Origin of the sequence: Corynebacterium sp. CCUG 65737 (genome assembly GCF_024454115.1) — a bacterium.
Classification (GTDB): domain Bacteria; phylum Actinomycetota; class Actinomycetes; order Mycobacteriales; family Mycobacteriaceae; genus Corynebacterium; species Corynebacterium genitalium.
On the sequence record NZ_JAGPZB010000003.1, the window covers coordinates 81,919 to 105,154 of the forward strand.

Consider the following 23,236-nt stretch of genomic DNA (forward strand, 5'->3'; position numbering starts at 1 on the left):
CGCCAGGAGGAAAGAAAGGCCCGAGGACAATGAAGATCTCCAAAAAGCTCGCAGTGTTCATGGCTGCGTTGGCGGGAGTGTTCATGCTCACCGCATGCGCGGACAGTGCAGACCAGGCAGGCGGTGGTGCCGGCGGCGCTGGCGGCGACAAGATCCGCATCGCGCTGGACTGGACGCCGAACACGAACCACACTGGCCTGTACGTGGCCATCAACAAGGGCTACTTCAAAGACGCCGGTTTGGATGTGGAGGTTCTGCCGTACAACGACTCCAACCCGGATCTCATGGTCGATGCCGGGCAGGCGGAGTTCGGCGTGAGCTTCCAGGACACCGCTACGATCACTATGGCTGCTGGGGCAGACGTGCGCTCGGTCCTCGCGGTCCAGCAGACCTGGTCCACTGAGGTCTCCGTTTTGGCGGACCGCGACGAGATCAAGAGCCCGGCTGACCTGGACGGCCTGACCTACGGCGGCTTCGCTAACCCGTCGGAGGAAGCCACCATGCGCGGCGTCATCCAGGCCGCCGGCGGCAAGGGCGACATCGAGACCGTCACCCTGGGCACCAGCGCGTATGAGGCGCTGTACAACGGCGACGTGGACTTTACCGTCCCCTTCGTCGCCTGGGAGGGCATTGAGGCCGCAGATCGCGGCGTCGAGCTGAAGAACTTCGCCTACACCGACTACGGCTTCCCGGACTGCTACAACGTGATCATCCTGGGCAACGGCACCTGGCTGGAGAAGAACCCGGAGCAGGCGAAGAAGTTCGTCCAGGCACTCCAGCGCGGCTACCAAGACTCGGTCGATGACCCGGATGCTGCAGCCCAGATCCTGCACGAGGAGAACTCGGACCTGCTGACGGACGTGGACTTCCTCAAGCGCAGCCAGCGCATGCTCGCCGAGAAGTACATGCTCGATGAGGGCGGCAAGTTCGGCCGCCAAACCGAGGAGCACTGGGCTGAGCTGGGCACGTTCCTGGGGGAGCAGGGCCTGCTTGTGGATGCCAACAACAAGCCGCTGACCGAGGACCCGGACTGGTCGACCTACTTCACCAATGAATACCTCGCGGATTAGCGTCGTCACGCCGGTCGTCTTCCTCACCGCCCTCATTGCGGTGTGGGAGGCTGCCGTGCGCCTGACCGGGGTCCGCCCGCAGATCCTCCCGGCGCCCAGCCGGGTGGTCACCGCCGGGTGGGAGCAGCGCGAGGTCATTGCCGGCCACGCCGCGTCCACGCTGGGCGTCACGCTCGCTGGCTTCGCGCTGTCTATGGTGTGCGCGTGGTTCATTGCCATCGCGGTGGATTTCTCGCCCACACTCAAGCGCGGCCTCATCCCGCTGCTGGTGGCCTCGCAGACGATCCCCGTGATCGCCATCGCTCCGCTGATGATCATTTGGTTCGGCTTCGGCATGCTGCCGAAGATGCTCGTGGTCGCTCTGGTCACGTTCTTCCCGGTGGCCATCGGGCTGATCGAGGGTTTTGACCGCACTGACCGCGAAGCGTCGAACCTGTTGCGTTCCATGGGGGCCAGCCGCTGGCAGGAATTCAGTTTGGTGAGGTTGCCGTCGGCTCTCCCGTCGTTCTTCACGTCCTTACGCATTGGCATCACCTACGCCGTGACGGGCGCGATTTTCGCTGAGTACGTTGGTGCGCGCCAGGGCTTGGGCATTTACATGAGCGTGCAGAAGAACGCGTTCCGGACGGACCTCGTGCTCGCGGCGGTGGCCGTGACGGCGGTGCTCAGCATCGCGCTGTACCTTTCCACGTACCTCATTGAGCGTGCCGTCATTCCGTGGCACGCGGCCGAAAGGAGGGCGCGCCGTGGCTGAAACACCCCGCCTCTCACTCCAGTCCGTCAGCCGCACGTTCGGGTCCTTGCACGTGCTCGACAGCGTCTCCTTCGACGTCGCGCCGGGGGAGTTCGTCTCCCTCGTCGGGCCATCGGGCGCGGGCAAATCAACGCTGTTCAACATCATCGCAGGCCTCGACGCGTCCGGCGCAGGCACAGTGCTTTTCGACGGCACCCCCGCCCAAGGCCGCCGCGACCTCACCGCCTACATGCCCCAAAAGGACTTGCTCTTCCCATGGCGCAGCATCTTGGCGAACGCGGCACTCGGGTTGGAAGTCCAAGGCGTGCCGCGGAAGGAAGCGCGCGCCCGGGCCCGCGCATGGTTCCCCCGCTTCGGCCTCGACGGCTTTGAGGACTCGTTGCCCTTCGAGCTGTCCGGCGGCATGCGCCAACGTGCCGCGCTGTTGCGCACGGTGGTGCAAGAACGCAGCACGCTACTGCTTGATGAGCCGTTCGGCGCCCTCGACTACCTCACCCGCCAAGAACTCCAAACGTGGATGCAACAAGTGTGGGCCGACAACTCATGGACAGCACTGTTGATCACCCACGACGTGCGCGAGGCCGTCATGCTGTCTGACCGCGTGGTCGTGTTCAGCCCCCGGCCGGCCACGGTGCGCGAGATCGTGGAGATCGACTTGCCTCGCCCCCGCGGGATCGATGTGCTCGCATCCCCGGAGTTCGGTGAATACGAACGGCAGATCCTGTCGCTGCTTTAACTTTCTTTGATTCCGTGGGCTGACCCCACGGAATCGAGCGCCTGCTGCCAAAAGTCGCGCTCGAGGCGCGATGCGGTGCGGAAGATGTCCAGCAGGCGCTCAAACCGCGGTGTCCCCACGAGGTCCTCGGCCGGCATCTCGGCGAGGCGATCCAGCGTCTCGATGGATGCCTGGCCCATGCCCTGGAAGTCGTCGGCGGCGTAGGTGTTGATCCAGTCGCTGTACGGGTGGTCCTCGCGGCCCTCCAGGCGCGGGGCAAGGTATGTGCCGATCTCGGCGTACCCGATCTGGCACGGCGCCAACGCGATCTGCAGCTCCAGCACGTCACCGGCCAGACCGGTGTCGATGACGTAGCGGGTGTAGGCCACGGTGCCCATCTTCTCCGGGGCGCGGTCGAGCTCGTCTTCGGAAATGCCCCACTCGGCGGTGAGCTTCCGGTGCAGCTTCGTCTCGTCGATAATGCCGGACATCGCGGTGCTCACGGCTTCAATCTCCGACAGACGACGGCTCTTGAACGCGGCCAGGGCATGCGCCCGGGCGAAGTGCACGAGGAAGAGGTAATCCTGCACGAGGTAGTCTTGGAAAGCTTCGAGGGGCAGTGTGCCGTCGCCAAGCTTTTCCACGAACTCGTGCTTCGTGTATTCCTCCCACTCCGGCGCGCGGGACTTCAGTTCTTCATACAGCGTGGTCATGGTTGCTCCTAGTTAGTGTTGATCGGCTCGGCGTAGGCGGCGTCGAAGAAGTCGAGCTCAAGTGCCACCGCGCGGCCGAAGAAGTCGCTGAGAACCTGGCGGGTCTCCTCGTCCTTCTCGCCGAGGCGGTCGACCTCGCTACGCAGGAACTCCACCAGGGTGTGGAATTCGGGGTAGTCGTGCAGCTCAATCCACTCGTTGTGGACGAAGCTCTCCGGGCGATCCTCCGGGGCCTTGACGGCCCAGTCGAGGTAGAGCCACTCGGCGACGACCAGCACACCGAGCGCCGCCGCGTAGGAGCGCGTCTCCGCCGCCTCACGCATCAGGCCGGTGAAGCCTGCCGTGGCGTCCGAGTCCGGGATCTCCTTGCGCTGCTGCTCGCTCACGCCCAGCTCGTCGAAAGAGCGCAGGAAGTAGGTGTTCTCATCGCCTGCGACCTCGCCGATGAACTGGGCCAAGCGCAGGCGCGGCGCCAGATCGTCCGCAGTGGACATAGCCGCGCCGAGCAACTGCAGGAAGCTGTCCACGAACCGGTAGTCCTGGACCAAGTAGGAGGCCATCACGCCGGGGTCAATGGTGCCGTCGAAAAGCTCCTGCACAAAGCGGTGATTGACTGCTGCATCCCACGTTTCTCGGTGGGTGTTGCGCAGCTCGTCGGTAAATCGTGCATCAGTCATAAGGACATTCCTCCGCGAATTCGAATTCGATCAGGTTCAGCGGGTGTGATCTCAGCCGGACTAGTTGCCCGGCACCCCGTGTCGTATGAGTCCACGCTACCGGAAACGCGGACTCCCCGCGGCGCCGTTTTCACGGCCTCCGCGGGGAGTCGGTACAGGTTCAAGTTGCAGTCCTTCCGCCACAGCGCCTCGTAATCACATCAGTCACTGCAACCACAACGGTTCACAACTTTAACATCAGTGGGGGAGGGGCGCCACTTTCCGCGTTGAAAAGTTTCTCAGCGGCCTAAAACTGCAGGTTTTTGGTGAAATCCTGGATAGCCTGCTGCACCTGCGGCAGCTTGAGAATGGCCCCGGCAAGGACAGCCAGTGCCGCGAAACCCAGCCCGACCGAGATCGGCGCGAAGCCGGTGTACGCGCTGCCGAGCGGTGGTTCTTTCGGCGTTTCCCAGCCATCCGGGATCTTGTCGGCGTTGTCCTTTTGCGAGGATGCTGAGCTGAACGCCTGCAGCGCCGATCCGCTGCCACTGGAATCAGCCGCCTGAGCAGCCGGAACCGAGAGCAGCGACGCCGACAACGCAGCCGCAGCGAAAGCAGTGGTGAGCTTCTTCATAGTTAGCTCTTGGCGTGGCGTTCAACGATGTCGCCGAACTCAGGCAAAACCGGGGCGACAATCTTGCCCACCTTGCCGCGTAGCGACGAATACACCTTCCCCACAGCCGCCGGCGCCCGATCCGCGAACGAATCGCCGATTTTCAGCACCGAATCGGTGACCTCGTCCTCATTGGCGGCGAGGTAGGCGCCGAACGAGTCCTTGTCACCGCCGGACTGGTACTTGTCCCAGTGCGGAGTCAGCTCCTCGACGATGTTGGGCAGGAGCTGGTTGATGCCTTTGCGGAGGGCGTCGTCGTCGACACGCGTGGCAGCGCCAACCGCTCCCTTGATTGCCATGCCAGTCACACCGGACTGGTTGGACACAGTTTCGTTGGCCAGATTGGTCAGGTCGCCCACGACAGCGTCGCGGGTGGGGTCGTTGAGAATTGCTTTCAAGTCACTCATGCCAGCTATCGTATGCAGAACTGCACAGCTCGCGCACAGCAAGGGTCGAGGTGGGGTCTTGCTGGCGTGCGTGAGTTTAGAACGGCAGGCGGAATCCGCCGTTGTTCTGCATGAACGCGAAGATGGCCGCGCCGGCGGCACCCAGCAGCGCCAAGGCACCGAGCAGGATTCCGGCACCCGATGAGCCGTTGCCAAGGGTTGGGCCGGTCTGATTCGGGGTAGTCCGGCTGGACTCACCGACGGTGAACCTGATCTGGGACGCCTTCTTCGAATTATCAGGGAAAGTGGCCATCACCGAAAATTTCACCCTTGCGCCCCGGCCGGAGTTGGCGGGAGCCTTGGCGGTCACCACGCCAGTGCTGCGATCCACCGAGGCAGTCCAGCCGCTAGGGACCTCCCCCAATGCGAAGGTGGTGCCGGCAGGAACGTTCTTCTTGGTTGGAGCAGCGCTACCAGCCTTGTTGGCCGGGATTGTCACGGTCGGGTACGTGATCGTGGCGTTGTCTCGCTGCCACTGTCCCTGCTCGGAGATGGTGAAGTACAGCGTCTCCAGCTGGGTATTGCCGTTCGGGAACCAGACTTCGACGGCTACGGTGAACCGACCCGGCAGAAGATTGCCCTTCGGCTTAACGGTCACGTCGCCCTTGTGATTTATAGTCGCTTCCACGGTGTTGCGAAGCTGCGGGTTCAGGTCGTGGCGGATCTTGAAACTCGTGCCTGCAGGCAGGGACGCGGTCTGGCGGGCGGTGGCTGTCTCATTGCCGCGCATGGTCACCGATTCCCACACCGCTTTGTGCTCGTTCAGCTTTTGCTGCGCAGTGACCGTGGCTTGGTAAAACCCAACGTGGCGGCCTGCGCGCGTTTTCACGGTCACGGGGAACTCGATCCGCTTCTGGGAATTGTTCTCCTTGTTCACCGGTGCCTTAACGGTGACGACACCTGCCGAGTCAACGGAAAATTTAAAGCCTGCATACTCAGGCTGCACGGAGAACTGGTAATCACCCTCGGGGGTGCCCTGCGGGACAATGCGCACTTCGCCGCCGAAGCCTGTCTCGGCATCGGGCCAGGTCAGGCCTCCAACGGGTGCTTTTCCCGCAGTGGTCTGGGCGGTGGCAATCGGGGCGGTGGGTGCGCTAATGCCTGCACCGACGAGCGCGGTAGCGCTAACCAGCGCGATGGCCCGCATTGTGATCTTCATGGTTGTGGTCTCCAGGCAGTCTGATTCTTATACTTAAAATTGACTGCCAGAAGAGTAGCAAAACGTCATGAAATAGTTTCAGCCCAACGTACATAGACATCCCGGGCGGTCGACGCGAAAGCGCTATTGTCCCCACGCAGCGGCTCAAGCTTGACGACGCCCCGAGCCAAAGCCTCACCCGCCGCCACCGGCGAGTCGAAAACCGGGATGCCCTCGATCCGAGCACCGGGGATCGCGGCCGCAGCGCACAGGGCGGAGTAGCTGCGGATGGCGCCGCCGTGGTGGGCGCAGAACTCGTCAGCGATGATGAGCAGTTGTTCAGGCGTGAGCGGTTTCATGAGCGGTTCAAGGGTGCTGCGGTTTCAGGTCGCTGCGGAAAAGTTTACAAACTGGATTTCTGTCTGGAACTGTTGGTGCAGGTCAGAGCGTTTCGTTGGTCTAGATCGACGACAAGCTTGTCGAGTAATCCGCACGACGCCTCCGGCGAGTCTTCTATCGGTTAGTTCTGGCGTCCGGTCCCGGTTTTATGGCCTTCGAGGGGCCTTGCCAAACCCGCTCCTGCAATCGAGTTTGTCATCGTTTGCAGGAGGCCCGGCGGCGAAGGGTTTAGGAGCGGAAAGCAGGGCCCGGCGGCCAGGGGAGGGCAGGGCCGGCGGGCGAGGGGCGAGCGAAGGCCCACCCCGAGACGCACCTCTACCCCTCACCTGGCCGGGCGCGACGGATCCGGGCTTCCATCCCGGTGTATCCGGGGATGGTGTCGCGGGCGAGCTGGGTGACGGTGGCGTCGTCAAGCATGCGAGCTGCTGCGATGGCGACCGCTCTTTTGACTGCTTCCTGTTTCGAGCACCCCCATGCGGAGGCCAGCAGGCTCAACGCGCGGTCTTCCTCGGTGGACAGTCTGAGCGTCATTGCCATGCGCGAATGGTATCAAACTGATACCGCACGCCGTCTCGGGAATGGCCCCAGTGGTGCGTAGACTGACCACTGACATGTCCAGAGATAGAAAGGTCTCACATTGAGTGACGACACTTTGAGCGGTGACACCTACGACCGCATTCTCCCCATCGATATCAATGAGGAGATGCAGACCAGCTACATCGATTACGCGATGAGCGTGATCGTCGGCCGCGCGCTGCCTGATGTGCGCGACGGCATGAAGCCGGTGCACCGCCGCATTATTTACGCGATGTATGACTCGGGGTATCGCCCGGAGCGCAGTTACGTGAAGTCCGCGCGCCCGGTGTCGGACACGATGGGTCAGTTTCACCCGCACGGTGACTCCGCGATTTATGACACGCTTGTGCGTCTCGCGCAGCCGTGGGTCATGCGCTACCCGCTTGTGGATGGCCAGGGTAACTTCGGCTCCCGCGGCAACGACGGCCCGGCGGCCATGCGTTATACCGAGTGTAAGATGACGCCGCTGGCGATGGAAATGGTCCGCGATATCCGTGAGAACGCGGTCGATTTCTCCCCGAACTACGACGGCAAGGCCCAGGAGCCGGACGTTTTGCCGTCGCGTGTGCCGAACCTGCTGCTCAACGGCTCATCCGGTATTGCCGTTGGTATGGCCACGAACATCCCGCCGCACAACCTCGGTGAGCTGGCGGAGGCCATCTACTGGATCCTGGACAACCATGACGCGGACGAGAAGACCACGCTCGACGCCTGCATGGAGCGTGTGAAGGGCCCGGACTTCCCGACGGCCGGCATGATCGTCGGCGACTCCGGCATCCGTGACGCGTACACCACCGGCCGCGGCTCGATCCGCATGCGCGGTGTGACCGAGATTGAAGAGGTGGGCACGCGCCAGGTCATCGTGATCACCGAGCTGCCGTACAACGTCAACCCGGACAACTTCATCTCCGGCATCGCCGAGCAGGTCGCTGCGGGCAAGATGACCGGCATCTCGAAGATTGAGGACGAGTCCTCTGACCGCGTGGGCATGCGAATCGTGGTCACGCTCAAGCGCGATGCGGTGCCGCGCGTGGTGCTGAATAACCTGTACAAGCACTCGCCGTTGGAGACGAACTTCAGCGCCAACATGCTCTCGCTTGTCGACGGCGTACCCCGCACCCTTCGCCTGGACCAGATGCTGCGCTACTACGTGGCACACCAGATTGAGGTCATTGTTAGGCGCACCCAGTTCCGCCTCGACGAGGCCGAAAAGCGCGCCCACATCCTGCGCGGCTTGGTTAAGGCATTGGACATGCTCGACGAGGTCATCGCGCTGATCCGCCGTTCCCCGACGGTCGACGAAGCGCGCGAAGGCCTGATGTCGCTTCTCGACGTCGACGAGGTCCAGGCCGACGCCATCCTGGCGATGCAGCTGCGCCGTCTGGCAGCCCTCGAGCGCCAGAAGATTGTCGACGATCTCGCCGCCATCGAGGCCGAGATCGCTGACTACAAGGACATCCTGGCCAAGCCGGAGCGCCAGCGTGCGATTGTGGCTGACGAGCTGCGCGAGGTCGTGGATAAGCACGGCGACGAGCGCCGCACCAAGCTCGTGGCCGCTACCGGCGACGTGACCGAGGAAGACCTCATTGCGCGCGAGAACGTCGTGGTCACCATCACTGCGACCGGCTACGCCAAGCGCACCAAGGTGGACGCCTACAAGTCGCAGAAGCGCGGCGGCAAGGGCGTGCGCGGTGCCGAGCTGAAGCAGGACGACGTGGTGAAGAACTTCTTCGTCTGCTCCACGCACGACTGGATCCTCTTCTTCACCAACTTCGGCCGCGTCTACCGGTTGAAGGCCTACGAGCTGCCGGAGGCGGGTCGCGCCGCCCGCGGCCAGCACGTGGCCAACCTGCTGGAATTCCAGCCGGAGGAGAAGATCGCCCAAGTCATCCAGATCCAGACCTACCAGGACGCCCCGTACCTGGTGCTGGCTACCCGCGACGGCCGCGTGAAGAAGTCCCGCCTGACCGATTACGAGTCCGCTCGTTCCGCCGGCTTGATCGCCATCAACCTCAACGAGGGCGACACCCTGATCGGCGCGTCCTTGGTGGGCGATGACGACGACATTCTGCTCGTCTCCGAGCAGGGCCAGTCCATCCGCTTCACCGCCGACGACGAGCAGCTGCGCCCGATGGGCCGCGCCACCGCCGGTGTGAAGGGGATGCGCTTCCGCGGCGACGACCAGCTGTTGGCCATGACCACCGTGTCCGACGGCCAGTACCTGCTGGTGGCCACCTCCGGCGGCTACGGCAAGCGCACCCCGATCGCGGAGTACAACCCGCAGGGCCGTGGCGGCATGGGCGTGATGACGTTCAAGTACACCCCGAAGCGCGGCAAGCTCATCGGTGCCCTGGCAGTGGAGGAGGATGACCAGATCTTCGCCATCACGTCAGCTGGTGGGGTGATTCGGACGGAGGTCAACCAGATCCGGCCGTCGTCACGCGCGACGATGGGAGTGCGCCTGGTGGACCTCGGTGACGATGTTGAGCTGCTTGCTATCGACGTCAACGTCGAGGACGAAGGCGAGCAGGAAGCCACCGCAGTGGCCAAGGGTGAGAAGACCCTCGATGAGGTCTCTGACACCGTCTCCAGCGCCGCCTCCACCGAAGTCTCCGGCACGGCGGTGAACGTGAACTCCGTGGAGACCGACGAGGTCGGGGAGTCGCACGACTACGAGGATGACTCTGAGGACGACTCTGAGGGTGAGGAGTAGGCCATGGCCGCACGCAACGTGACCCTCACCCGGATTCGGCCGGGCAGCGCCTTCAAGATCGGCATCCTGCTGTCGCTGATCGGCTTCGCAGCATGGCTGCTCGCCGTGACGGTCCTGTACTTCGTCATCGATGCAGCAGGTGTCGTGGACTCGATGAACTCGCTGATCGGCGGCGTCGGCGGCGAGACCGCGATCGATTTCCCGCTCGTGCTGGCCCTGGCCGGTCTGAGCGGGGCGACCGGTGTCGTCTTCGTCGCTCTCATGGCTCCGCTGACCGCGTTCATCTACAATGCGTTGGCAGACCTTGTTGGTGGCCTAGCCATCGAACTAACCGACCAGCAATAGGGCATGTGACCAGGCGATTTGGTTCTATCAAAGCGTCTGGGTAATGTTCTAGAAGTTCCGAGCGGGGCCTATAGCTCAGTCGGTTAGAGCGCATCGCTGATAACGATGAGGTCGCAAGTTCGATTCTTGCTAGGCCCACAAGTTCGGAACAAAGGGGCATTAGCTCAATTGGTAGAGCGCCTCCCTTGCAAGGAGGAGGTCAGGAGTTCGATTCTCCTATGCTCCACAGCTCAGACCCCCTGGCTTCGGCTAGGGGGTCTTCTTGCTGTGTGCGACGTCCGTAGGAGAAAGGCTGCCGAGCTCCGGGTCTCAAACTCATAAATCGAAGTGCGAAACTGCTAACTCCTGGCGGAGGGATACGTGGTCATGGTCGGGGGTCAGGGGAGAAAGGCCACGGTCTACAGCCGCGCTTAGAGGTTGGAATCTAAGAGTCAATGAAACTATGAAATGAATGGCTGAAATTCGCACTTTCATTCGCAGTTTGACACTTTGATTCTCAGTTTGATGCAAAGTGGGAATCTCAGAGACATGAACTAGACCCTTATCGTTCTTCCGGCCTGCAGTTACATCCGCGGTCCACGGGGATCATCAACCTGCCCAAAGTCGCCCGCGCGGTCTTTGGTGGCTTGGCATTCGGTGCCGGTAGTTCTAGAGGGTTGGCAATTCCCAGCTAGTCACCGCCTGAACTTGGCGGTTCGTTGCTGCACCCGGCATACGTTTGAGCACCCAATTGCGCGCTGCCGCTATGCGAGCACCGCCGGTGTGCACAGAGCGCCCAACAAGCCTGGATTGACGCGCAATCTGCTGGCTTCGGCGCAGACGGTGCTCGTCGTAAGCGCTCAAATCCACAGTGCCCTTCTGGAGAAGCCCGGCAAGAACTGCAGCATCTTCTAGGCCCTGGCACGCGCCCTGACCGAGGTTCGGGGTCATGGCGTGGGCCGCATCGCCCACCAACACCACCTTGCCGGAGTGGTAACTCGGCAGGGGAGACGCCAACTCCTGGATGGGCAGGTACTGGATCGACTCATCCGGCGTTGAGCGAAGCAAAGCAGGAATGGGCTCATGCCACTGACCGAAGGCGTCCCTCAACTGGCTCAGGCCGGTCTCGCCGGGTTGAGCTTCCGGGCCGGTGCGGACAGCGAACCAGTAGACGCGGCCGTCGTGAAGCGGAACGGCGCCGAATCGAGCGCCTGCGCCCCAGGTTTCGAAGCCGGCGTCGAGTACCGGGCCCTCGGTGATTGCCCGCCACGCGCTGTAGCCTGCGTAACTGATTTCTGGGCCGTCAAAGCAGCTGCGGCGCACCGCGCTGCGGATCCCGTCTGCACCGACGACCACGTCGAACTGTTCCACCGCGCCGTTGGCGAAGGTGACAACGCCGGAGCTAGCGTCAACGGCCAAAGCCTCGGCGGAGGTGTGAATGCGCGCCTCAGGGATGTCGTCGATAAGCAGCGCGTGGAGCTCGGAGCGACCGAGCGCGAGTGAAGCTTTGGTGACCTCAGCTGGGATATGCGTCAGCCAATTCCCCTGGGGGTTGCGAATTCCACCCCGTAGAGGGACTTGGTTCTGTTGCAGCTCACGGAAGCGAGCGCCGATGCCTAAAGCATCGAGGGCGGCCAGACCGTTCGGGGCGAGGGTGATACCGGATCCACCGCCGCGCACCTGTGAATGACTCTCGTGAATCTGCACGTCCATGCCGTTGCGGTGAAGTGCCGCGCCCAGTGCAAGACCCGAAATGCCAGCGCCGATGATGCCTACTCTCATGGCCTCGAGCTTACTGGCCAGCGTGAACGGCTCCCCAGCCTGACTATCTCGCGTCAGGCACTGACCCGTCGACGAACACGAAGCGGGCATCGCTCATCTCCTCCAGGGCGGCGCGTACACCCGCGGCGGTTCCGGACTCGGGGTGGTTCATATGGGCCAGCACAATCGCGCCGTCAGGCGCGTCCTGGATGCGGGCGGCGACCTGACTTGCGGAAGCTTTGGCTCCGTCATCACCATTGACTGAGAACCCGGCGATGCTCACACCGAGGTCGCGGGCAATCTGCACGGCGACATCGTCGTAGTGGGCAGTTCCGGAACGGAACCAGGTCGAATCGGCACCGAAAGAACGCAGCAACTCGCGGTTGACTTCGATCTCGTCAATAACCTCGGCGGGAGAGCTCGTACCGGCGATGCCGTAGGCGGATTGGCCATTCACCGACAAGGGTGCGTGGAGGGTGCCGTGGTTTTCGAGGCGGAAGAGGGGGTCGCTGTGAAGCGTGCGCGTCATGTCAGGGTTCTCCTCGATCCAGCGGTGGTTGAGGAAGAGCGTCGCGGGAACGCTGAACTCCCGAAGCGTATCGACGAGCGCCTCATCTACCCCCATCCCCGTCGGGCCGCCGCACGCGTCAAAGGTCAGGGCGATCGTGTGCGCGCCGGGCGTGGTGGGGACAGTGTCGGTGATGCCGTCCATGTGCAGATCGAACGTAGTGGGGGTAAGGGTCGCGTAGGTCTCAGCCGACGGCGGGGCAGTGGTGCTCGGTGTCGTGCTGGTCGGGGTGACTGCGGTGGTGCGCGTGCCGCTGGCCTGCGTGTTCCCCTCCAGATTGGCGCACCCGCCGAGCACGGCGGCACCGGCGGCGATGAGAGTGCCGGTGAGGAATTGTGCGCGACTGAACTGCTGATCCATTCCGCTTATCGTCATGGGCCGGCGGGCGGTGCGCAACAATGGCCTCCGAATTGTCCCCATCTGGGGGACGCGGCGGCGACGGGGAAGCGCGTTGACTACCAGGTATGCGTAGTTCAACGTTCATGTCTTTCACGGTGACAGATCCGCAATACCCTCGAAGGACCGGAGCCTTTAACTAAGGAGCAGTCGTCGTGGACTATTTCAAGAAGTTGTCGGACATTATCAAGGAATTGAAGAGCGGAGGCGACTTTCTTTTCCAGCTTGTCGGATTTGTCGCAGCAGTAACGACGCTTATCGCGTTGTACCGCCGGCAAACTCCAACTCAAGTTTGGGCGAGTGCAGTCGAGATGCTGGGTGCCCAGAAGGTCGGCGACAAGCTCGAAAACGAACTACCGCTGATCCTGGATCCGGATAAGCTTTCGGGAAACATCTTTCTGCTGCTCAGCGCGTTAACCGTTCTTAGTATGTCAATTGCACCCTTTTTCAAGGCGAAAGAAGACAACTGGCGCATTATAGAGCAGGCCAAGGGTTTGCTTGGGTGTCGTGCTGCCAGCAGTTTTTGGATCCTTCTGCTCGCAGCTGCCCAGTTCGTGACACCAACGCATGTACCGTTATGGGTCATCGGCTGTGGGTGCGTGCTTACACTTTTGTATCTCTTGGGCGGGTCGTTCATCTTGATGAGCACTAACCCGGCACCAGAAGGGGACTTGAAACCGGAGGATTACAGTTACCAGCACGGTTTACGTGATTTGTCTTGGGTGCTCAGTATGGTCGTTCTTGCTCTCATATTCGTGATCGCAGGGCCAATCTTTATCGCCGTACTTTGGCTCTGCTCTGTAGAGCGAGAGACCTTGAGAAAGACGAAGATCGAACTGGCTCGGGATAATGTCCCGTCAGGGTCTTTCGAAGTTACTCGTGGGACCGAAAAGCCGTAGAGCGCTCCTGCGAAACGTTCGGCAAGTTTGTTACTGAGTGTCGTGAGTACTCGCGAATTCGACGAGTCTTATTGCGCGATGTGCCCAGACACAAAACGAAAGAACCCTCCAGCAAATGAGCTGGAGGGTTGAGCTAACGCGGTTGGTTAGTTGCGGCGCTTAGGAAGTTCGGCTACTCGCTCGATTGGCGTAGTCCGCGTGGGAAACGAGCAGTTCGGAGGCCCGGTGGCGGCATCGGCCGCTTGGCCTGAAGGCGAGTCGGATGGGTGCTTTTCGGATCAGCTGTCCGCAGACTGTTTCTTAGTTTATCTTTACGTTATACTCATGAAACGATTTTGCAATCATTCCAGAGCGGATCTTGAGGCGGTCTACGGAACATGGATTCACGCACTAGCGGTTTCGCACGATTAACCCAGTTTCTTCAGGCACTTTTCCCGCAGCGCAACGCTCGTAACGCGTCGCTCGCAACCTGCGTGATCACAGCGCTGACGGCTTCCTTCCTGGTGGCTCCGCAGGCACAGGCGGAAGATACGACGACCTACCGCGGTACGAACGGTATTGGCATTGTCACCAAGCATGTCGACGACGCGACATCAGTAAGCGAGGTCGAAGAGTCCTTCCGGACCGCCAAGGAGATGGGTGTTGAGTGGACCCGTGTTGGCGCTCCGTGGTACCACATCGAGCGCGAACGAGGTCACTACAACTGGAAGTTCCTCGACCAGACCGTTGAGATCGCTAAAAAGTACGACATCAAGGTCATGATGCAGGTCTCCACCGCACCTCAGTGGGCCACCAGCGTTGGAGACATGTCCGAGGCAGAAAAGAACTCGCTCGACCACTACAAGGACACCTACGCGCCGAAGCCCGAGTACTACAACGACTACGGCCGGTACTTCGCTGACGTGGTCAATCGCTACTCTGCCCACGGAATCGTGGACTACGAAGTGTGGAACGAGCCGTCGATGCAGGGCTTCTGGAGGGAATCCTCCGATAACCCGAACCCGAGCCCGGAAAGCTACACCAAGCTTCTCCAGGCGACCTACCCGAAGGCGCACGCTGCTAACCCGAACGTGAACGTCATCGCTGGTGGCCAGGTTGTGCTTCCCACCTACGATGATGGCACCGTCGTCAACGGTGTGGAGTATCTCGAGCGGATGTATGACGCTGGTGCCAAGGGTAACTTCGACTCCTTGGCCCACCACCCCTACGGCATCGGTGCAGAGTACTGGGAATACAACGGCTGGGCCTACATGTTCGATGAGCCGAAGACGAAACGCTCCCCAGGCAAGTCCCTCCACTCCGTGATGTCCGCTCACGGTGACGGCCACAAGGAAATCTGGTTGACCGAGACCGGCCAGGACACCCTCAACGCCAACGAGCAGGTGCAGGCGGAGACCTACCAGGACTACATGGAGGCCTGGAACGAAACCCCCAACCTCGGGCCGATCATCTTCTACCAGCTCCACGACCGCAAGCCCTACGGATCCAATGATAAGGAAGACTACTTCGGTGTTCTCCGTGCCGATGGTTCGTGGAAGCCGGCTGCCCACACCATTAAGAACTTCACCGGCGGTGATGACGCCACACCGGTCGAATCCGGAGCCGTGCCGCCGGCTGACGACGACATTGAGGTGGACTCCGGCGCACCCCTGCCGCAGACTGAAGATGACATCGAGGTGGACTCCGGCGCGCCCGTTCCTGCAGAAGGATCCGAGCCCTCTGAATCGTCCGAAGCCTCCCAGCCTTCGAAGCCCGATTCCGAAGAAAAGGCCGAGGCGAACAAGGAGAAGTCCGCACAAAAGTCGGACTCCGGAGATAGCCCCTTGGCTCGCCTGTGGACATCCATCTCTGGCTTCCTGCGCAATAACGTGTGGAAGAAGTTCCTGGACTTGTTCTCCTAGTACTCCCGGTAGGACTAACCCGAAGCTCCCGGCAGACGTGCTGTAACGGCACGGCTCCCGGGAGCTTTCGCTATTTTGTCCCGCTGTTGGCAGGCTGTGCGGAAAAGTTGACAAACGTTTCCCCGGTTTGGGCACCGAAAACCTTTTGACCTGCACAAATGGCGGTAGGCAGAAATCCAGTTTGTCAACTTTTCCGCAGGAGGCGGATGCCCTTGAGTCCTCAACGCTGAGCAAACAGAAATCTCCGCGTCAAGGCCCCCTTTTGAGGCCCCGGGGGTCTCGTTTGATCACGACGAACCTGCAGTTAGCGGGGAAAACTAGTCCGCCACTCCGTCACGTTGTGCACCGCCACGCCGTGCCTATGTAACGAACACGTATCGGCTAAGTAAATAACACATGTAGAAAAGCCGAAGAACTTTGTGTACAAATTAAGAAACCTCAAGTTTCTATCAGGAGGCATGGCATGAAGAAGAACACGCGAGTCGTCGGCAGCGCGATGGCTGCTCTGGCATTGAGCATCGGGATGATGGCAACACCCCCGGCGGCGCTGGCGCAGCAAGACCCGAGCTCCCTCTCAGAGCTGAGTTCGTTGAGCTCGGGCAGCTCTGCGGTCGACGGCTTGAGCTCGACCAGCTCTGAACTGGACGGCTCGAGCGCCGCCGACACCGGGGCGGTGATGGATGACGTCGAAGAGCCAGATCCCGTCTACCGCAGTGGTCTCCCTAACGTGACTCCGCAGGGTGAACCGGGAACCGTGCTCGCTGAGGTGCCGCTCGACCAACGCGTGGGATTAGACAGCGCATCGGAGCAGTACCGCATTGCGTACACCACCGTGAACCAGCACGACCAACCTGCAGTGAGTACTGGCGCTGTCTTCTTGCCGGAGGGTGAGAAGCCGGAGGGCGGCTGGCCCGTGCTGGCCTGGGCGCACGGGACGGTCGGCTTGGCTGATGAGTGTGCGCCGTCGATCAACCCTCTCTCCCAGGTTGAAGCAGATTACCTTAACACCTTCCTGGACGAGGGCTACGCGATTGTCGCTTCTGATTACGTGGGGCTGGATTCTCCCGGCTTCCACAGCTACCTCAACGGAAAGGTCGCAGCAGAGAACGTTGTTGACTCCGTTGCTGCCGCGCACAACATGGAGATCCCGCAAGACAGTGAGCCCGTGTTCGCCGACAAATGGTCGGTGATCGGGCAGTCCCAAGGAGGCGGTGTTTCTCTCCATGTTGCTCGCCAAGCTACGGGGCTGAGTGAGGACATGGGGCTCGACTATCGCGGTGCAGTGGCAACGGGTGCACCGGCGTACGTCGAAAACCTCATGGTGGCTGCCGGACCTACCTTCCCGCGCACACCGCAGACCGGAATCTCGGCAACCTACTCGCTGTACATTCTCGCTGCTGTGCAAGAGGCTAACCCGGATGTCGACTTCGACTCCGCTTTGACCGACGAAGGCCGTCGCATGATTGCGGAATCCAAGAAGAGCTGTCTCTTCGAGGTCGCTGAAGCCATGAACGGTGTGAGCCTGGCGAAGGCATTCAACAAACCGCTGCGCGAGGTACCGGGCGCGGACGCCGCGATCCGTGACTTCCTGACCACCCCGGTGAGCGGCTACGACAAGCCGGTCTTCTTGGGCCACGGTCTGTGGGATTGGGACGTGCCCACCCCGATCGGGATGGTGCTCAACTCGGAGATCTGGGCCCGCCAGTTCATCGGCAACCCGCGCAACAACCGCGTGGTGGTCCGCTGGTACCCAGCCGACCACGTGGACACCATGCTCATTTCCACCAGGGATTCCGTGCCGTTCCTGGCCGGTATCATGAGCTAAACCCCAGTTGAAAGCTCACAGACTAGCCCGGGCTGAGCTCAGCCCGGGCTATACCTGTAGCTCGGGGTGGATGTCTTTGTCCATGAGGACACGCTCGCGCCAGAACCCTGCCATGGCAAGGAGGAAGGCCGCCACGCCTACGAATGCGAGGACACCGAGGGCTTGTTCCAAACGCGGGTCGCCGGCGGAGGAGCCGAAGAGGGTGTGGCGCATCAGGTCCACCGAGAAGCGCATCGGGTCCCAGGAGTGGACCCACTGGATGAAGTCCGGCTGGACTTCCGGCGGGTAGACACCGTTGGAAGCGACAAGCTGCAAGGTCATCAGCACCATGGTCAGCAGACGGCCCACGTTAGGGCCGAAAAGGGCGTTGATGGCGATGATCGAGGTGACAAACACCATCGAAATGAAGCACAGCGCGCCGAGCATTTGGCCGGGGTGCACCGGGTCAATATCGAGCAGGAAGACCTGGACGAGCCAAAGGATCAGCGCCTGAATCAAACCGATCCCCACCGCCGGGATCCAGGTGCCCATGACCACACGCGCAGGGTTCGCACCCGAGTCGATTGCGCGGCGGGAAATCGGGTTGAAGATCATGAACATGATCAGGCCGCCGAACCACAGCGACAGCGACAGGAAGAACGGGGACAGACCCTGGCCGAAGGTAGTCAGGGTGTCACCCGTCTCGTTGAGGCGGACAGGGGAGGAGGCCACGGATGAGGCGTCCTCCAGCTTGGAGCCTTCAAAGCGGGGGACTTGCTCGGCGCCTTCGGTGATTTTCAGGGCGAGTTCGCCGGAGCCGTCGTCAAGCTGAATGAGGCCTTCGTTGAGGGCTTCGACGCCGACGACGAGTTGGCGCGTGCCGTCGACAAGCATCGGGGTCTTCTCGGCTGCCGAGTCGACACCGACGACCAGTGTCTCGGTGCCATCGGTCAGTTCCCCGGTACCCGTGACGAGCTTGCCGGAGCCGTCGTGCAGCAGCTTCAGCGCAGCGGAGAGGGTCTCCGCACCATCGGCGGCCGTGTTGATGCCCTGCACGTACTCCGCGGCGGGGTCGTTGAGCTGGGTGGACAGCTCGCGAGCGCCATCGCGGAGTTGGCGGAGTTTGCTGATCGTCTCCGGATCCAGCGCGGTATCGACCATCTGCTGCGTCTCCGGATCAACGGTGATGCCGGCCGCAGCCTGCGCCTCACGGGCCTTGGCCACGAGGTCGCGCGCCGCCGGGCCGCCGACGTTCTCCAGATCGTCGATCGCCTGGTCCAGCGCCTCATTGATCTTCCTGTTGGCCTCCTGCAGCTGTGCGAGCTGGTCGCTGACACCGGTGACTTCATCCACTCCAGCGGACACAGCGGCAGCACCGGCACCCAGCGCGTTGGTCGCCGTGCGCAGTTTGTCCATGCCGTCCGCGAGCTCGTCGGCGCCGTCCGAAGCTTCCCCGAGGCCTTCGTTGAGCTTCTTGGCGCCGTCGTCCAGCTTGTTGGCACCGTCGTCAAGCTTGTGCGCGCCTTCGACAAGCTCCGGAAGCTTTTCGACGGCAGTACCAACCCCATCCTCAAGCTTGTGCACCCCGTCCTCAAGCTTCTGGGAGCCATCCTTCGCTTCACCGGCACCCTCGTGCAGTTGACCGGCACCCTCAGAGGCTTGGTCCATGCCGTCCCCGATGGTGTTGAAGCCCATGAACAATGTGTTGGTGATTTGCTCGCCGACGGTGCTACTGATCACCGCCGTCATCACGCGCGCCACCTGATTACCCAGCATGGTGGGGATGAAGCCGTTGGTGTTATTCAGCGTGACATTCATCTTTGCCGGGTGTGGGTTATCCGAGTTCACCGATACGGCGGCCTCAGAGAAGTCCTCCGGGATCTCCACCCCGAGGTAATAGGTGCCGTCCGCGATGCCCTGCTGGGCTTCCTCCGCGCTGACCTCGACGAAGTTCATCGGCTCGACCTTGAGCAACTCTTCCGTCACCTGGTCGCCGGCGCGCATTTCCTCCCCGTCAGGGCCCTCTGCGCCCTTGTCCGAGTTGACCAGCGCCACCGGGATCTTGTCCAGGTTGCCCAACGGGTCGAAGTACGACCACACGAAAATACCACCGAACAGCAGCGGTAGAACCGTAATGGCCATCAGCGCCAGCGGCGGCAAGACGCCATTGAGCAGCTTGCGGAAGTGGGTGCCCACATGAAGTCCGGAAATCATGCGCTGGCCTCCTCGGTCTGATCGGTGTGTTCGGTGTGTTCAGTCTGTTCGGCTTCAAGTTCGGGCTCGGACGGGTTGCCCGAGCGCAGATCTATGACCTGGTCCGCGTGATTGCCCGGGTCCTCGTTCACGGTGCTCACGACAACGGGTAGGTGGCGGGAGAGCGTGAGGAGGTCGTCGAGAAGCTCCTGGCGCAGCTCTGCACTGCGGATCTGGTCGATGTCGTCCACGACGATCGCCACGGCGTTCTTGCGGGCGACCAGCGCGAGAAGAACGCGCAGACGGAAGCGGTCCTGGACGGTCAGGTCGCCGACATCGAGAGACGGGTCAAGGCCTGTCAGGCGCAGCGGCTTGAGCCACGGTTCGACCAGCTCATGGCTAAGAATGTCCTTCGGGACGAGCTTGTAGAATGGCTGGGCCCACGCGACCTGCTCGCGGATGACTTCGCGGGTGTCCACCTGGCGTTCCAGGCTGTCCAGCAGCGTGGTTCCGGCCAGCGCGACCTTCTTGAAGCGCTGGCGGGGCTTCGAGGCGTCGCCGACATGCACGTCACCGCTCTTCTGGCTGAAGCGGCCGGCGAGCGTCATGCACAACGTGGTCGCGCCGACTTCGCGCTCGGTGATCAGGAGGGTCAGGCCGTCGTAGATGTCGAACGTCAACGGATCATCGCCTTTACGCAAGACGAGATCCCGGACGTTGATGATGGGTTCCACTGGGTGCCCCCTCGGCTAAGTGGAGGATAGACTATCGGAAATTCATGCTGTATCATCCCGCACTGCAAGACTGGAGTCAAGGCGGGGGACAATGAGATCTGATGCAAGAGCACGGCGGGAAAAAATCATTGACGCGGCATGCGACCTGCTGCGCACCCGCCCAGAATCCACCGTCACCCTCGAGGCCATCGCCGCGCGCGCCGGGGTCGGCATTGCCACTCTCTACCGCAACTTTCCCACCCGGGCGGACCTCGACGCCGCGTGCGGGCTGCGGTTGTTGACGAACGTGGGGGAGTTCATCGACGAAGCCCTCACGCGCTTTGCCGACGACCCCCAGGCCCACTGGGACACCTTCGTGTGGCAACTTCTCGACTACGGCGCGGGGCCCCTAGTCGCCGCCATTGCTCACGACCGGTGGCGGCACCACCCTGAGCTGTCCGAGAAACGGGCGGCCACCATCGACGCCTTCCAGGGCGTCCTAGACAAGGCTGCGCCAGCCGGCCTGGTGCCTGCCGGGCTCACGCCGCTCGAGTTCGCCGCCGAGATGTTCGTGGTCACACGGCCTCTCGACGGCGAGATGGTGGCAGTTGACGCAGACGTGCAGCGCCGCCTTGTTGGCCGGTTGCTCACGGCCTGGAGGAACGCGGGGTAACTACCGCCGTTACTGGTTGCCGCGGGGGTTGGTGGCGTTGCGCTGATCGTCGTCAAGCGTGTCCAGCGTGGACAGCTGCTCATCGATGGAGGACAGAAGCTCCTCATCGCGCTCCGCCGGCTCCTCCGACAGCGGGCCGTGAGCCGAGTGAGCGCCAGCGGCCTCGTTCTCGACGCGGTTGCCGCTGCCGATCTTGTCGGCTGTCTCACCCTGCGCTTGGGTGCGCTGGCTCGTGGTGGTCGAGTACACGTGGGTCACAGAGCCGTCCGAATTGGTGTGCTCGTCCGTCTTCTTCACCGGACGGTGGTCCTTGCGTGGCGCCTGCTTCGGCTCCTCGCGCAGGAAGAAGTACCAGACAGCGCCACCGATCGCGGCCAGGAGAGCAAGCACGCCGGTCGCTGCGCCGATGCCCTTCGCCTGCTTCTTGCGCTTGTTCTTCTTGGCGGTCTTCTCCGCGTTCTTCAACACTCGCTTGCCCAGCTGGTCCGAGTCGAACTGGGCGCGGCGGCGGTCCAGGCGGGCGTGCGCGGCGCGGGTGATGTCACCGGCTTCGCGGCGGGCCTCGCTGAAGCGGGACTCGTCAATGATGTCGTCGATGTTGTCAATGTCCTTGAGGTCGTCTGCGTCAACACCGCGGCTCGGGTTGGCCAGAACGCGCACTGCTTCGTAGACGTTGCGCTTCTCAGCCTGGTTCAGGTCGCGGTACTGGCCGTAAAAGTGGTTGGCCACCTTCATGGCCAGACGGATATTGCGAAGGTTCATGGTGTAGGTCACCTTTCGGAGAGTTAACTTTGCCCTCCACAGTAGGTATGTCTGCGGGTTCTCGCCGTCTATAGAGTTTTAGTATCGCCTTTTGCGCGTTCTCCGGCCCTATTTCGGCCCGTTTTCGGCCTAGAAGGCGATAGTAAAATTCTATTCCGCCCGGCCCCGGGCGATCTGGACCGCTCGGTCCATTTCCGCACCGCTCAACCGCCCGGGAAGCCGAATTAAATTCACGCAGGGAACCCCCTCAACCAGCACGAACACCCCGCCCCGCCCGCTGACCTTTTGATCGCCCCGCAGCCCGGGGGTTACATTCACACACAGTTTTCCAAGTGCTGAGCCCAGCCAGTTCAACGCCCCGCTAAAGCGGAAACGTTGAACAGATAAACCTAAACCGACTAGGACGAAAGGACTCCTTCGTTGTCTGAAGGACATTTTTCGTCGAGGCTGTCGGCGTCTGCGCCCTTGGATCCCCTCGATGAAGCACTGGAACAGCCGGCTCGCACTCCTGCGCGCACGGCTTTGAGTTTCGAGCTCATCCCTCCGCGCCATGATGCTGATGAGGCCAAACTGAAGGACCTCGTTTCGGGGCTGGCGGCCTACAAACCCGACTACATTGCTGTGACGAGTTCACGGCGTTCGGGCTGGCTAGAGGGCACGGCCGACTTCATTGCGCGCCTGACCGAGTCGACGAACTTGCCGACCATCGCTCACCTGGCCTGCACAGCGGGCACGGAAGAGGAACTGGCGGACTGGATCCGCCGCCTAATCGACTCTGGTGTGCGCGGATTCCTCGCCCTGCGCGGTGACCTCCCGGAGGGGGAGACCAGCCTGCCGGAGGGCTACCTGCAGTACGCGACGCAGCTGCTCACCCTCATCCAGGAGATCGAGGAGGAGAATGCGTACCGCCTCGCCGCGGGCAAGCTCGCCCTGTCGGTGGCGTGTTATCCCTCCGGCCACGCGGAGTCGCCGACGCCGGACCTCGACTTGGACGTTCTGCTGTCGAAGCAGCGCCTCGGCGCGGACTTCGCCATCACGCAGTTGTTCTTCGCGGCCGAGGACTACCTCCAGTTCGCGGAGCAGTCGCGCATGGCTGGCGTGCGCATCCCCCTCATCCCCGGCATCATGCCTATGACCAGCCTGAAGCGGGTCGAGCGCATGGGCGTGCTGTCGGGGATTGAGGTACCGCGGACCGTGGTTGACGCGTTGTCGTCGGCCAGTACGCCGGAGGAGGAGTATGAGGCGGGTATGCAGCTCACTGTTGAGCTCACGCAGAAGCTTCTCGACGCCGGCGTTGGCGGTCTGCACATCTACACCCACAACAACCTGGCGGTGACCGAGGACCTGTTGTCTAGGCTCGGCATTGAGAAACCAACCAACTAAGGAGAT

At 62.1% G+C, this 23,236-nt stretch carries 22 protein-coding genes, 2 tRNA genes and 1 riboswitch; of the genes, 12 read left to right on the plus strand and 12 right to left on the minus strand.

Annotated features, from left to right (window positions below):
* Window positions 1–29: 29 nt before the first annotated feature.
* From KBX17_RS03570 to KBX17_RS03580, 3 genes are read left to right on the plus strand one after another with little or no spacing between them, the layout of a single operon-like run.
* On the plus strand, window positions 30–1,070 hold the full coding sequence (locus KBX17_RS03570) for an ABC transporter substrate-binding protein (protein WP_005287672.1): 1,041 nt from the start codon (window positions 30–32) through the stop codon (window positions 1,068–1,070).
* Entirely contained in the window at window positions 1,051–1,824 is a 774-nt protein-coding gene (locus KBX17_RS03575) for an ABC transporter permease (RefSeq protein WP_005287669.1), read from the plus strand. The genes KBX17_RS03570 and KBX17_RS03575 overlap by 20 nt, the downstream gene beginning before the upstream one ends.
* On the plus strand, window positions 1,817–2,560 hold the full coding sequence (locus KBX17_RS03580) for an ABC transporter ATP-binding protein (protein WP_256018536.1): 744 nt from the start codon (window positions 1,817–1,819) through the stop codon (window positions 2,558–2,560). The genes KBX17_RS03575 and KBX17_RS03580 overlap by 8 nt, the downstream gene beginning before the upstream one ends.
* On the opposite strand, the gene tenA is transcribed toward KBX17_RS03580, so the two are convergent.
* From tenA to KBX17_RS03615, 7 genes are all read right to left on the minus strand, one after another.
* Window positions 2,557–3,252: a thiaminase II gene (gene tenA / locus KBX17_RS03585; RefSeq protein WP_256018537.1), complete on the minus strand. Its 696-nt coding sequence runs from the start codon at window positions 3,250–3,252 to the stop codon at window positions 2,557–2,559. The two genes, KBX17_RS03580 and tenA, sit on opposite strands and share 4 nt — an antisense overlap.
* A gap of 8 nt (window positions 3,253–3,260) precedes the next feature.
* Window positions 3,261–3,929 carry a TenA family protein gene (locus KBX17_RS03590; RefSeq protein ID WP_255994647.1) on the minus strand — a complete coding sequence of 223 codons (669 nt, stop codon included), beginning with the start codon at window positions 3,927–3,929 and terminating at the stop codon, window positions 3,261–3,263.
* Window positions 3,920–4,018, minus strand: a riboswitch (TPP riboswitch). (Overlaps the previous gene by 10 nt.)
* A 197-nt stretch (window positions 4,019–4,215) precedes the next feature.
* Complete coding sequence (locus KBX17_RS03595) at window positions 4,216–4,542, minus strand: hypothetical protein (RefSeq protein WP_005287657.1); 327 nt, start codon at window positions 4,540–4,542, stop codon at window positions 4,216–4,218.
* Window positions 4,543–4,544: 2 nt separating this feature from the next.
* Window positions 4,545–4,988, minus strand: coding sequence for a hypothetical protein (locus KBX17_RS03600; protein ID WP_005287654.1), 444 nt, complete (start codon window positions 4,986–4,988; stop codon window positions 4,545–4,547).
* Window positions 4,989–5,064: 76 nt separating this feature from the next.
* Window positions 5,065–6,186 (minus strand): YPDG domain-containing protein, encoded by a 1,122-nt coding sequence (locus KBX17_RS03605; RefSeq protein WP_005287651.1) that lies wholly within the window; start codon window positions 6,184–6,186, stop codon window positions 5,065–5,067.
* A gap of 65 nt (window positions 6,187–6,251) precedes the next feature.
* A complete protein-coding gene (locus tag KBX17_RS03610) occupies window positions 6,252–6,524 on the minus strand; it encodes a TetR family transcriptional regulator (protein ID WP_255994648.1) in 273 nt (90 codons plus the stop codon).
* Between the two features lie 355 nt (window positions 6,525–6,879).
* Window positions 6,880–7,101, minus strand: coding sequence for a CopG family transcriptional regulator (locus KBX17_RS03615; protein WP_256018539.1), 222 nt, complete (start codon window positions 7,099–7,101; stop codon window positions 6,880–6,882).
* Between the two features lie 100 nt (window positions 7,102–7,201).
* Between KBX17_RS03615 and gyrA the strand changes: the two genes are divergently transcribed.
* The 4 genes from gyrA to KBX17_RS03635 all read left to right on the plus strand — a co-directional run bounded on the left by gyrA (window position 7,202) and on the right by KBX17_RS03635 (window position 10,424).
* On the plus strand, window positions 7,202–9,853 hold the full coding sequence (gyrA, locus tag KBX17_RS03620; RefSeq protein ID WP_256018541.1) for a DNA gyrase subunit A: 2,652 nt from the start codon (window positions 7,202–7,204) through the stop codon (window positions 9,851–9,853).
* A 3-nt stretch (window positions 9,854–9,856) separates the two neighbouring features.
* On the plus strand, window positions 9,857–10,198 hold the full coding sequence (locus KBX17_RS03625) for a DUF3566 domain-containing protein (protein ID WP_005287639.1): 342 nt from the start codon (window positions 9,857–9,859) through the stop codon (window positions 10,196–10,198).
* 64 nt (window positions 10,199–10,262) lie between these two features.
* Window positions 10,263–10,336: transfer RNA gene (locus tag KBX17_RS03630), tRNA-Ile, on the plus strand.
* A gap of 15 nt (window positions 10,337–10,351) precedes the next feature.
* Window positions 10,352–10,424 (plus strand) — tRNA-Ala (locus tag KBX17_RS03635).
* A 422-nt stretch (window positions 10,425–10,846) separates the two neighbouring features.
* On the opposite strand, the gene KBX17_RS03640 is transcribed toward KBX17_RS03635, so the two are convergent.
* Window positions 10,847–11,959: an FAD-dependent monooxygenase gene (locus KBX17_RS03640; RefSeq protein ID WP_256018542.1), complete on the minus strand. Its 1,113-nt coding sequence runs from the start codon at window positions 11,957–11,959 to the stop codon at window positions 10,847–10,849.
* 43 nt (window positions 11,960–12,002) lie between these two features.
* Window positions 12,003–12,866 carry a polysaccharide deacetylase family protein gene (locus KBX17_RS03645; RefSeq protein ID WP_256004188.1) on the minus strand — a complete coding sequence of 288 codons (864 nt, stop codon included), beginning with the start codon at window positions 12,864–12,866 and terminating at the stop codon, window positions 12,003–12,005.
* Window positions 12,867–13,057: 191 nt separating this feature from the next.
* On the opposite strand from KBX17_RS03645, the gene KBX17_RS03650 reads away from it, so the two are divergent.
* The 3 genes from KBX17_RS03650 (at window position 13,058) to KBX17_RS03660 (ending at window position 17,527) form a co-directional block, all read left to right on the plus strand.
* Complete coding sequence (locus tag KBX17_RS03650; protein WP_255997240.1) at window positions 13,058–13,801, plus strand: hypothetical protein; 744 nt, start codon at window positions 13,058–13,060, stop codon at window positions 13,799–13,801.
* A 377-nt stretch (window positions 13,802–14,178) separates the two neighbouring features.
* Window positions 14,179–15,702, plus strand: a complete 1,524-nt coding sequence (locus KBX17_RS03655) for a beta-galactosidase (protein ID WP_256018544.1) — start codon at window positions 14,179–14,181, stop codon at window positions 15,700–15,702.
* Window positions 15,703–16,165: 463 nt separating this feature from the next.
* Complete coding sequence (locus KBX17_RS03660; protein ID WP_256018545.1) at window positions 16,166–17,527, plus strand: lipase family protein; 1,362 nt, start codon at window positions 16,166–16,168, stop codon at window positions 17,525–17,527.
* A gap of 48 nt (window positions 17,528–17,575) precedes the next feature.
* On the opposite strand, the gene KBX17_RS03665 is transcribed toward KBX17_RS03660, so the two are convergent.
* The gene (locus KBX17_RS03665; RefSeq protein WP_256018547.1) at window positions 17,576–19,720 is read right to left on the minus strand and encodes a YhgE/Pip domain-containing protein; all 2,145 of its coding nucleotides are present in this window, start codon (window positions 19,718–19,720) and stop codon (window positions 17,576–17,578) included.
* Window positions 19,717–20,433 (minus strand): hypothetical protein, encoded by a 717-nt coding sequence (locus tag KBX17_RS03670; RefSeq protein WP_256018548.1) that lies wholly within the window; start codon window positions 20,431–20,433, stop codon window positions 19,717–19,719. Before KBX17_RS03670 ends, KBX17_RS03665 begins: the two co-directional genes overlap by 4 nt.
* Before the next feature lie 91 nt (window positions 20,434–20,524).
* Here KBX17_RS03670 and KBX17_RS03675 point away from each other — a divergent pair, with 91 nt between their 5' ends.
* On the plus strand, window positions 20,525–21,085 hold the full coding sequence (locus KBX17_RS03675) for a TetR/AcrR family transcriptional regulator (RefSeq protein ID WP_256018550.1): 561 nt from the start codon (window positions 20,525–20,527) through the stop codon (window positions 21,083–21,085).
* A gap of 9 nt (window positions 21,086–21,094) precedes the next feature.
* Here KBX17_RS03675 and KBX17_RS03680 read toward each other — a convergent pair whose 3' ends face one another.
* Window positions 21,095–21,847, minus strand: coding sequence for a hypothetical protein (locus tag KBX17_RS03680; RefSeq protein ID WP_255994659.1), 753 nt, complete (start codon window positions 21,845–21,847; stop codon window positions 21,095–21,097).
* 420 nt (window positions 21,848–22,267) lie between these two features.
* Between KBX17_RS03680 and KBX17_RS03685 the strand changes: the two genes are divergently transcribed.
* Window positions 22,268–23,230 carry a methylenetetrahydrofolate reductase gene (locus tag KBX17_RS03685; RefSeq protein WP_256018551.1) on the plus strand — a complete coding sequence of 321 codons (963 nt, stop codon included), beginning with the start codon at window positions 22,268–22,270 and terminating at the stop codon, window positions 23,228–23,230.
* Window positions 23,231–23,236: the final 6 nt, after the last annotated feature.

Excerpts from the sequence above, each read along its gene's own strand:
- KBX17_RS03570 (WP_005287672.1), top strand. The coding sequence starts at position 30 with ATGAAGATCTCCAAAAAGCTCGCAGTGTTCATGGCTGCGTTGGCGGGA.
- KBX17_RS03575 (WP_005287669.1), top strand. The coding sequence starts at position 1,051 with ATGAATACCTCGCGGATTAGCGTCGTCACGCCGGTCGTCTTCCTCACC.
- tenA (WP_256018537.1), bottom strand. The coding sequence starts at position 3,252 with ATGACCACGCTGTATGAAGAACTGAAGTCCCGCGCGCCGGAGTGGGAG.
- KBX17_RS03590 (WP_255994647.1), bottom strand. The coding sequence starts at position 3,929 with ATGACTGATGCACGATTTACCGACGAGCTGCGCAACACCCACCGAGAA.
- KBX17_RS03595 (WP_005287657.1), bottom strand. The coding sequence starts at position 4,542 with ATGAAGAAGCTCACCACTGCTTTCGCTGCGGCTGCGTTGTCGGCGTCG.
- KBX17_RS03600 (WP_005287654.1), bottom strand. The coding sequence starts at position 4,988 with ATGAGTGACTTGAAAGCAATTCTCAACGACCCCACCCGCGACGCTGTC.
- KBX17_RS03605 (WP_005287651.1), bottom strand. The coding sequence starts at position 6,186 with ATGAAGATCACAATGCGGGCCATCGCGCTGGTTAGCGCTACCGCGCTC.
- KBX17_RS03610 (WP_255994648.1), bottom strand. The coding sequence starts at position 6,524 with ATGAAACCGCTCACGCCTGAACAACTGCTCATCATCGCTGACGAGTTC.
- KBX17_RS03615 (WP_256018539.1), bottom strand. The coding sequence starts at position 7,101 with ATGGCAATGACGCTCAGACTGTCCACCGAGGAAGACCGCGCGTTGAGC.
- KBX17_RS03625 (WP_005287639.1), top strand. The coding sequence starts at position 9,857 with ATGGCCGCACGCAACGTGACCCTCACCCGGATTCGGCCGGGCAGCGCC.
- KBX17_RS03640 (WP_256018542.1), bottom strand. The coding sequence starts at position 11,959 with ATGAGAGTAGGCATCATCGGCGCTGGCATTTCGGGTCTTGCACTGGGC.
- KBX17_RS03645 (WP_256004188.1), bottom strand. The coding sequence starts at position 12,866 with ATGGATCAGCAGTTCAGTCGCGCACAATTCCTCACCGGCACTCTCATC.
- KBX17_RS03655 (WP_256018544.1), top strand. The coding sequence starts at position 14,179 with ATGGATTCACGCACTAGCGGTTTCGCACGATTAACCCAGTTTCTTCAG.
- KBX17_RS03660 (WP_256018545.1), top strand. The coding sequence starts at position 16,166 with ATGAAGAAGAACACGCGAGTCGTCGGCAGCGCGATGGCTGCTCTGGCA.
- KBX17_RS03665 (WP_256018547.1), bottom strand. The coding sequence starts at position 19,720 with ATGATTTCCGGACTTCATGTGGGCACCCACTTCCGCAAGCTGCTCAAT.
- KBX17_RS03675 (WP_256018550.1), top strand. The coding sequence starts at position 20,525 with ATGAGATCTGATGCAAGAGCACGGCGGGAAAAAATCATTGACGCGGCA.
- KBX17_RS03680 (WP_255994659.1), bottom strand. The coding sequence starts at position 21,847 with ATGAACCTTCGCAATATCCGTCTGGCCATGAAGGTGGCCAACCACTTT.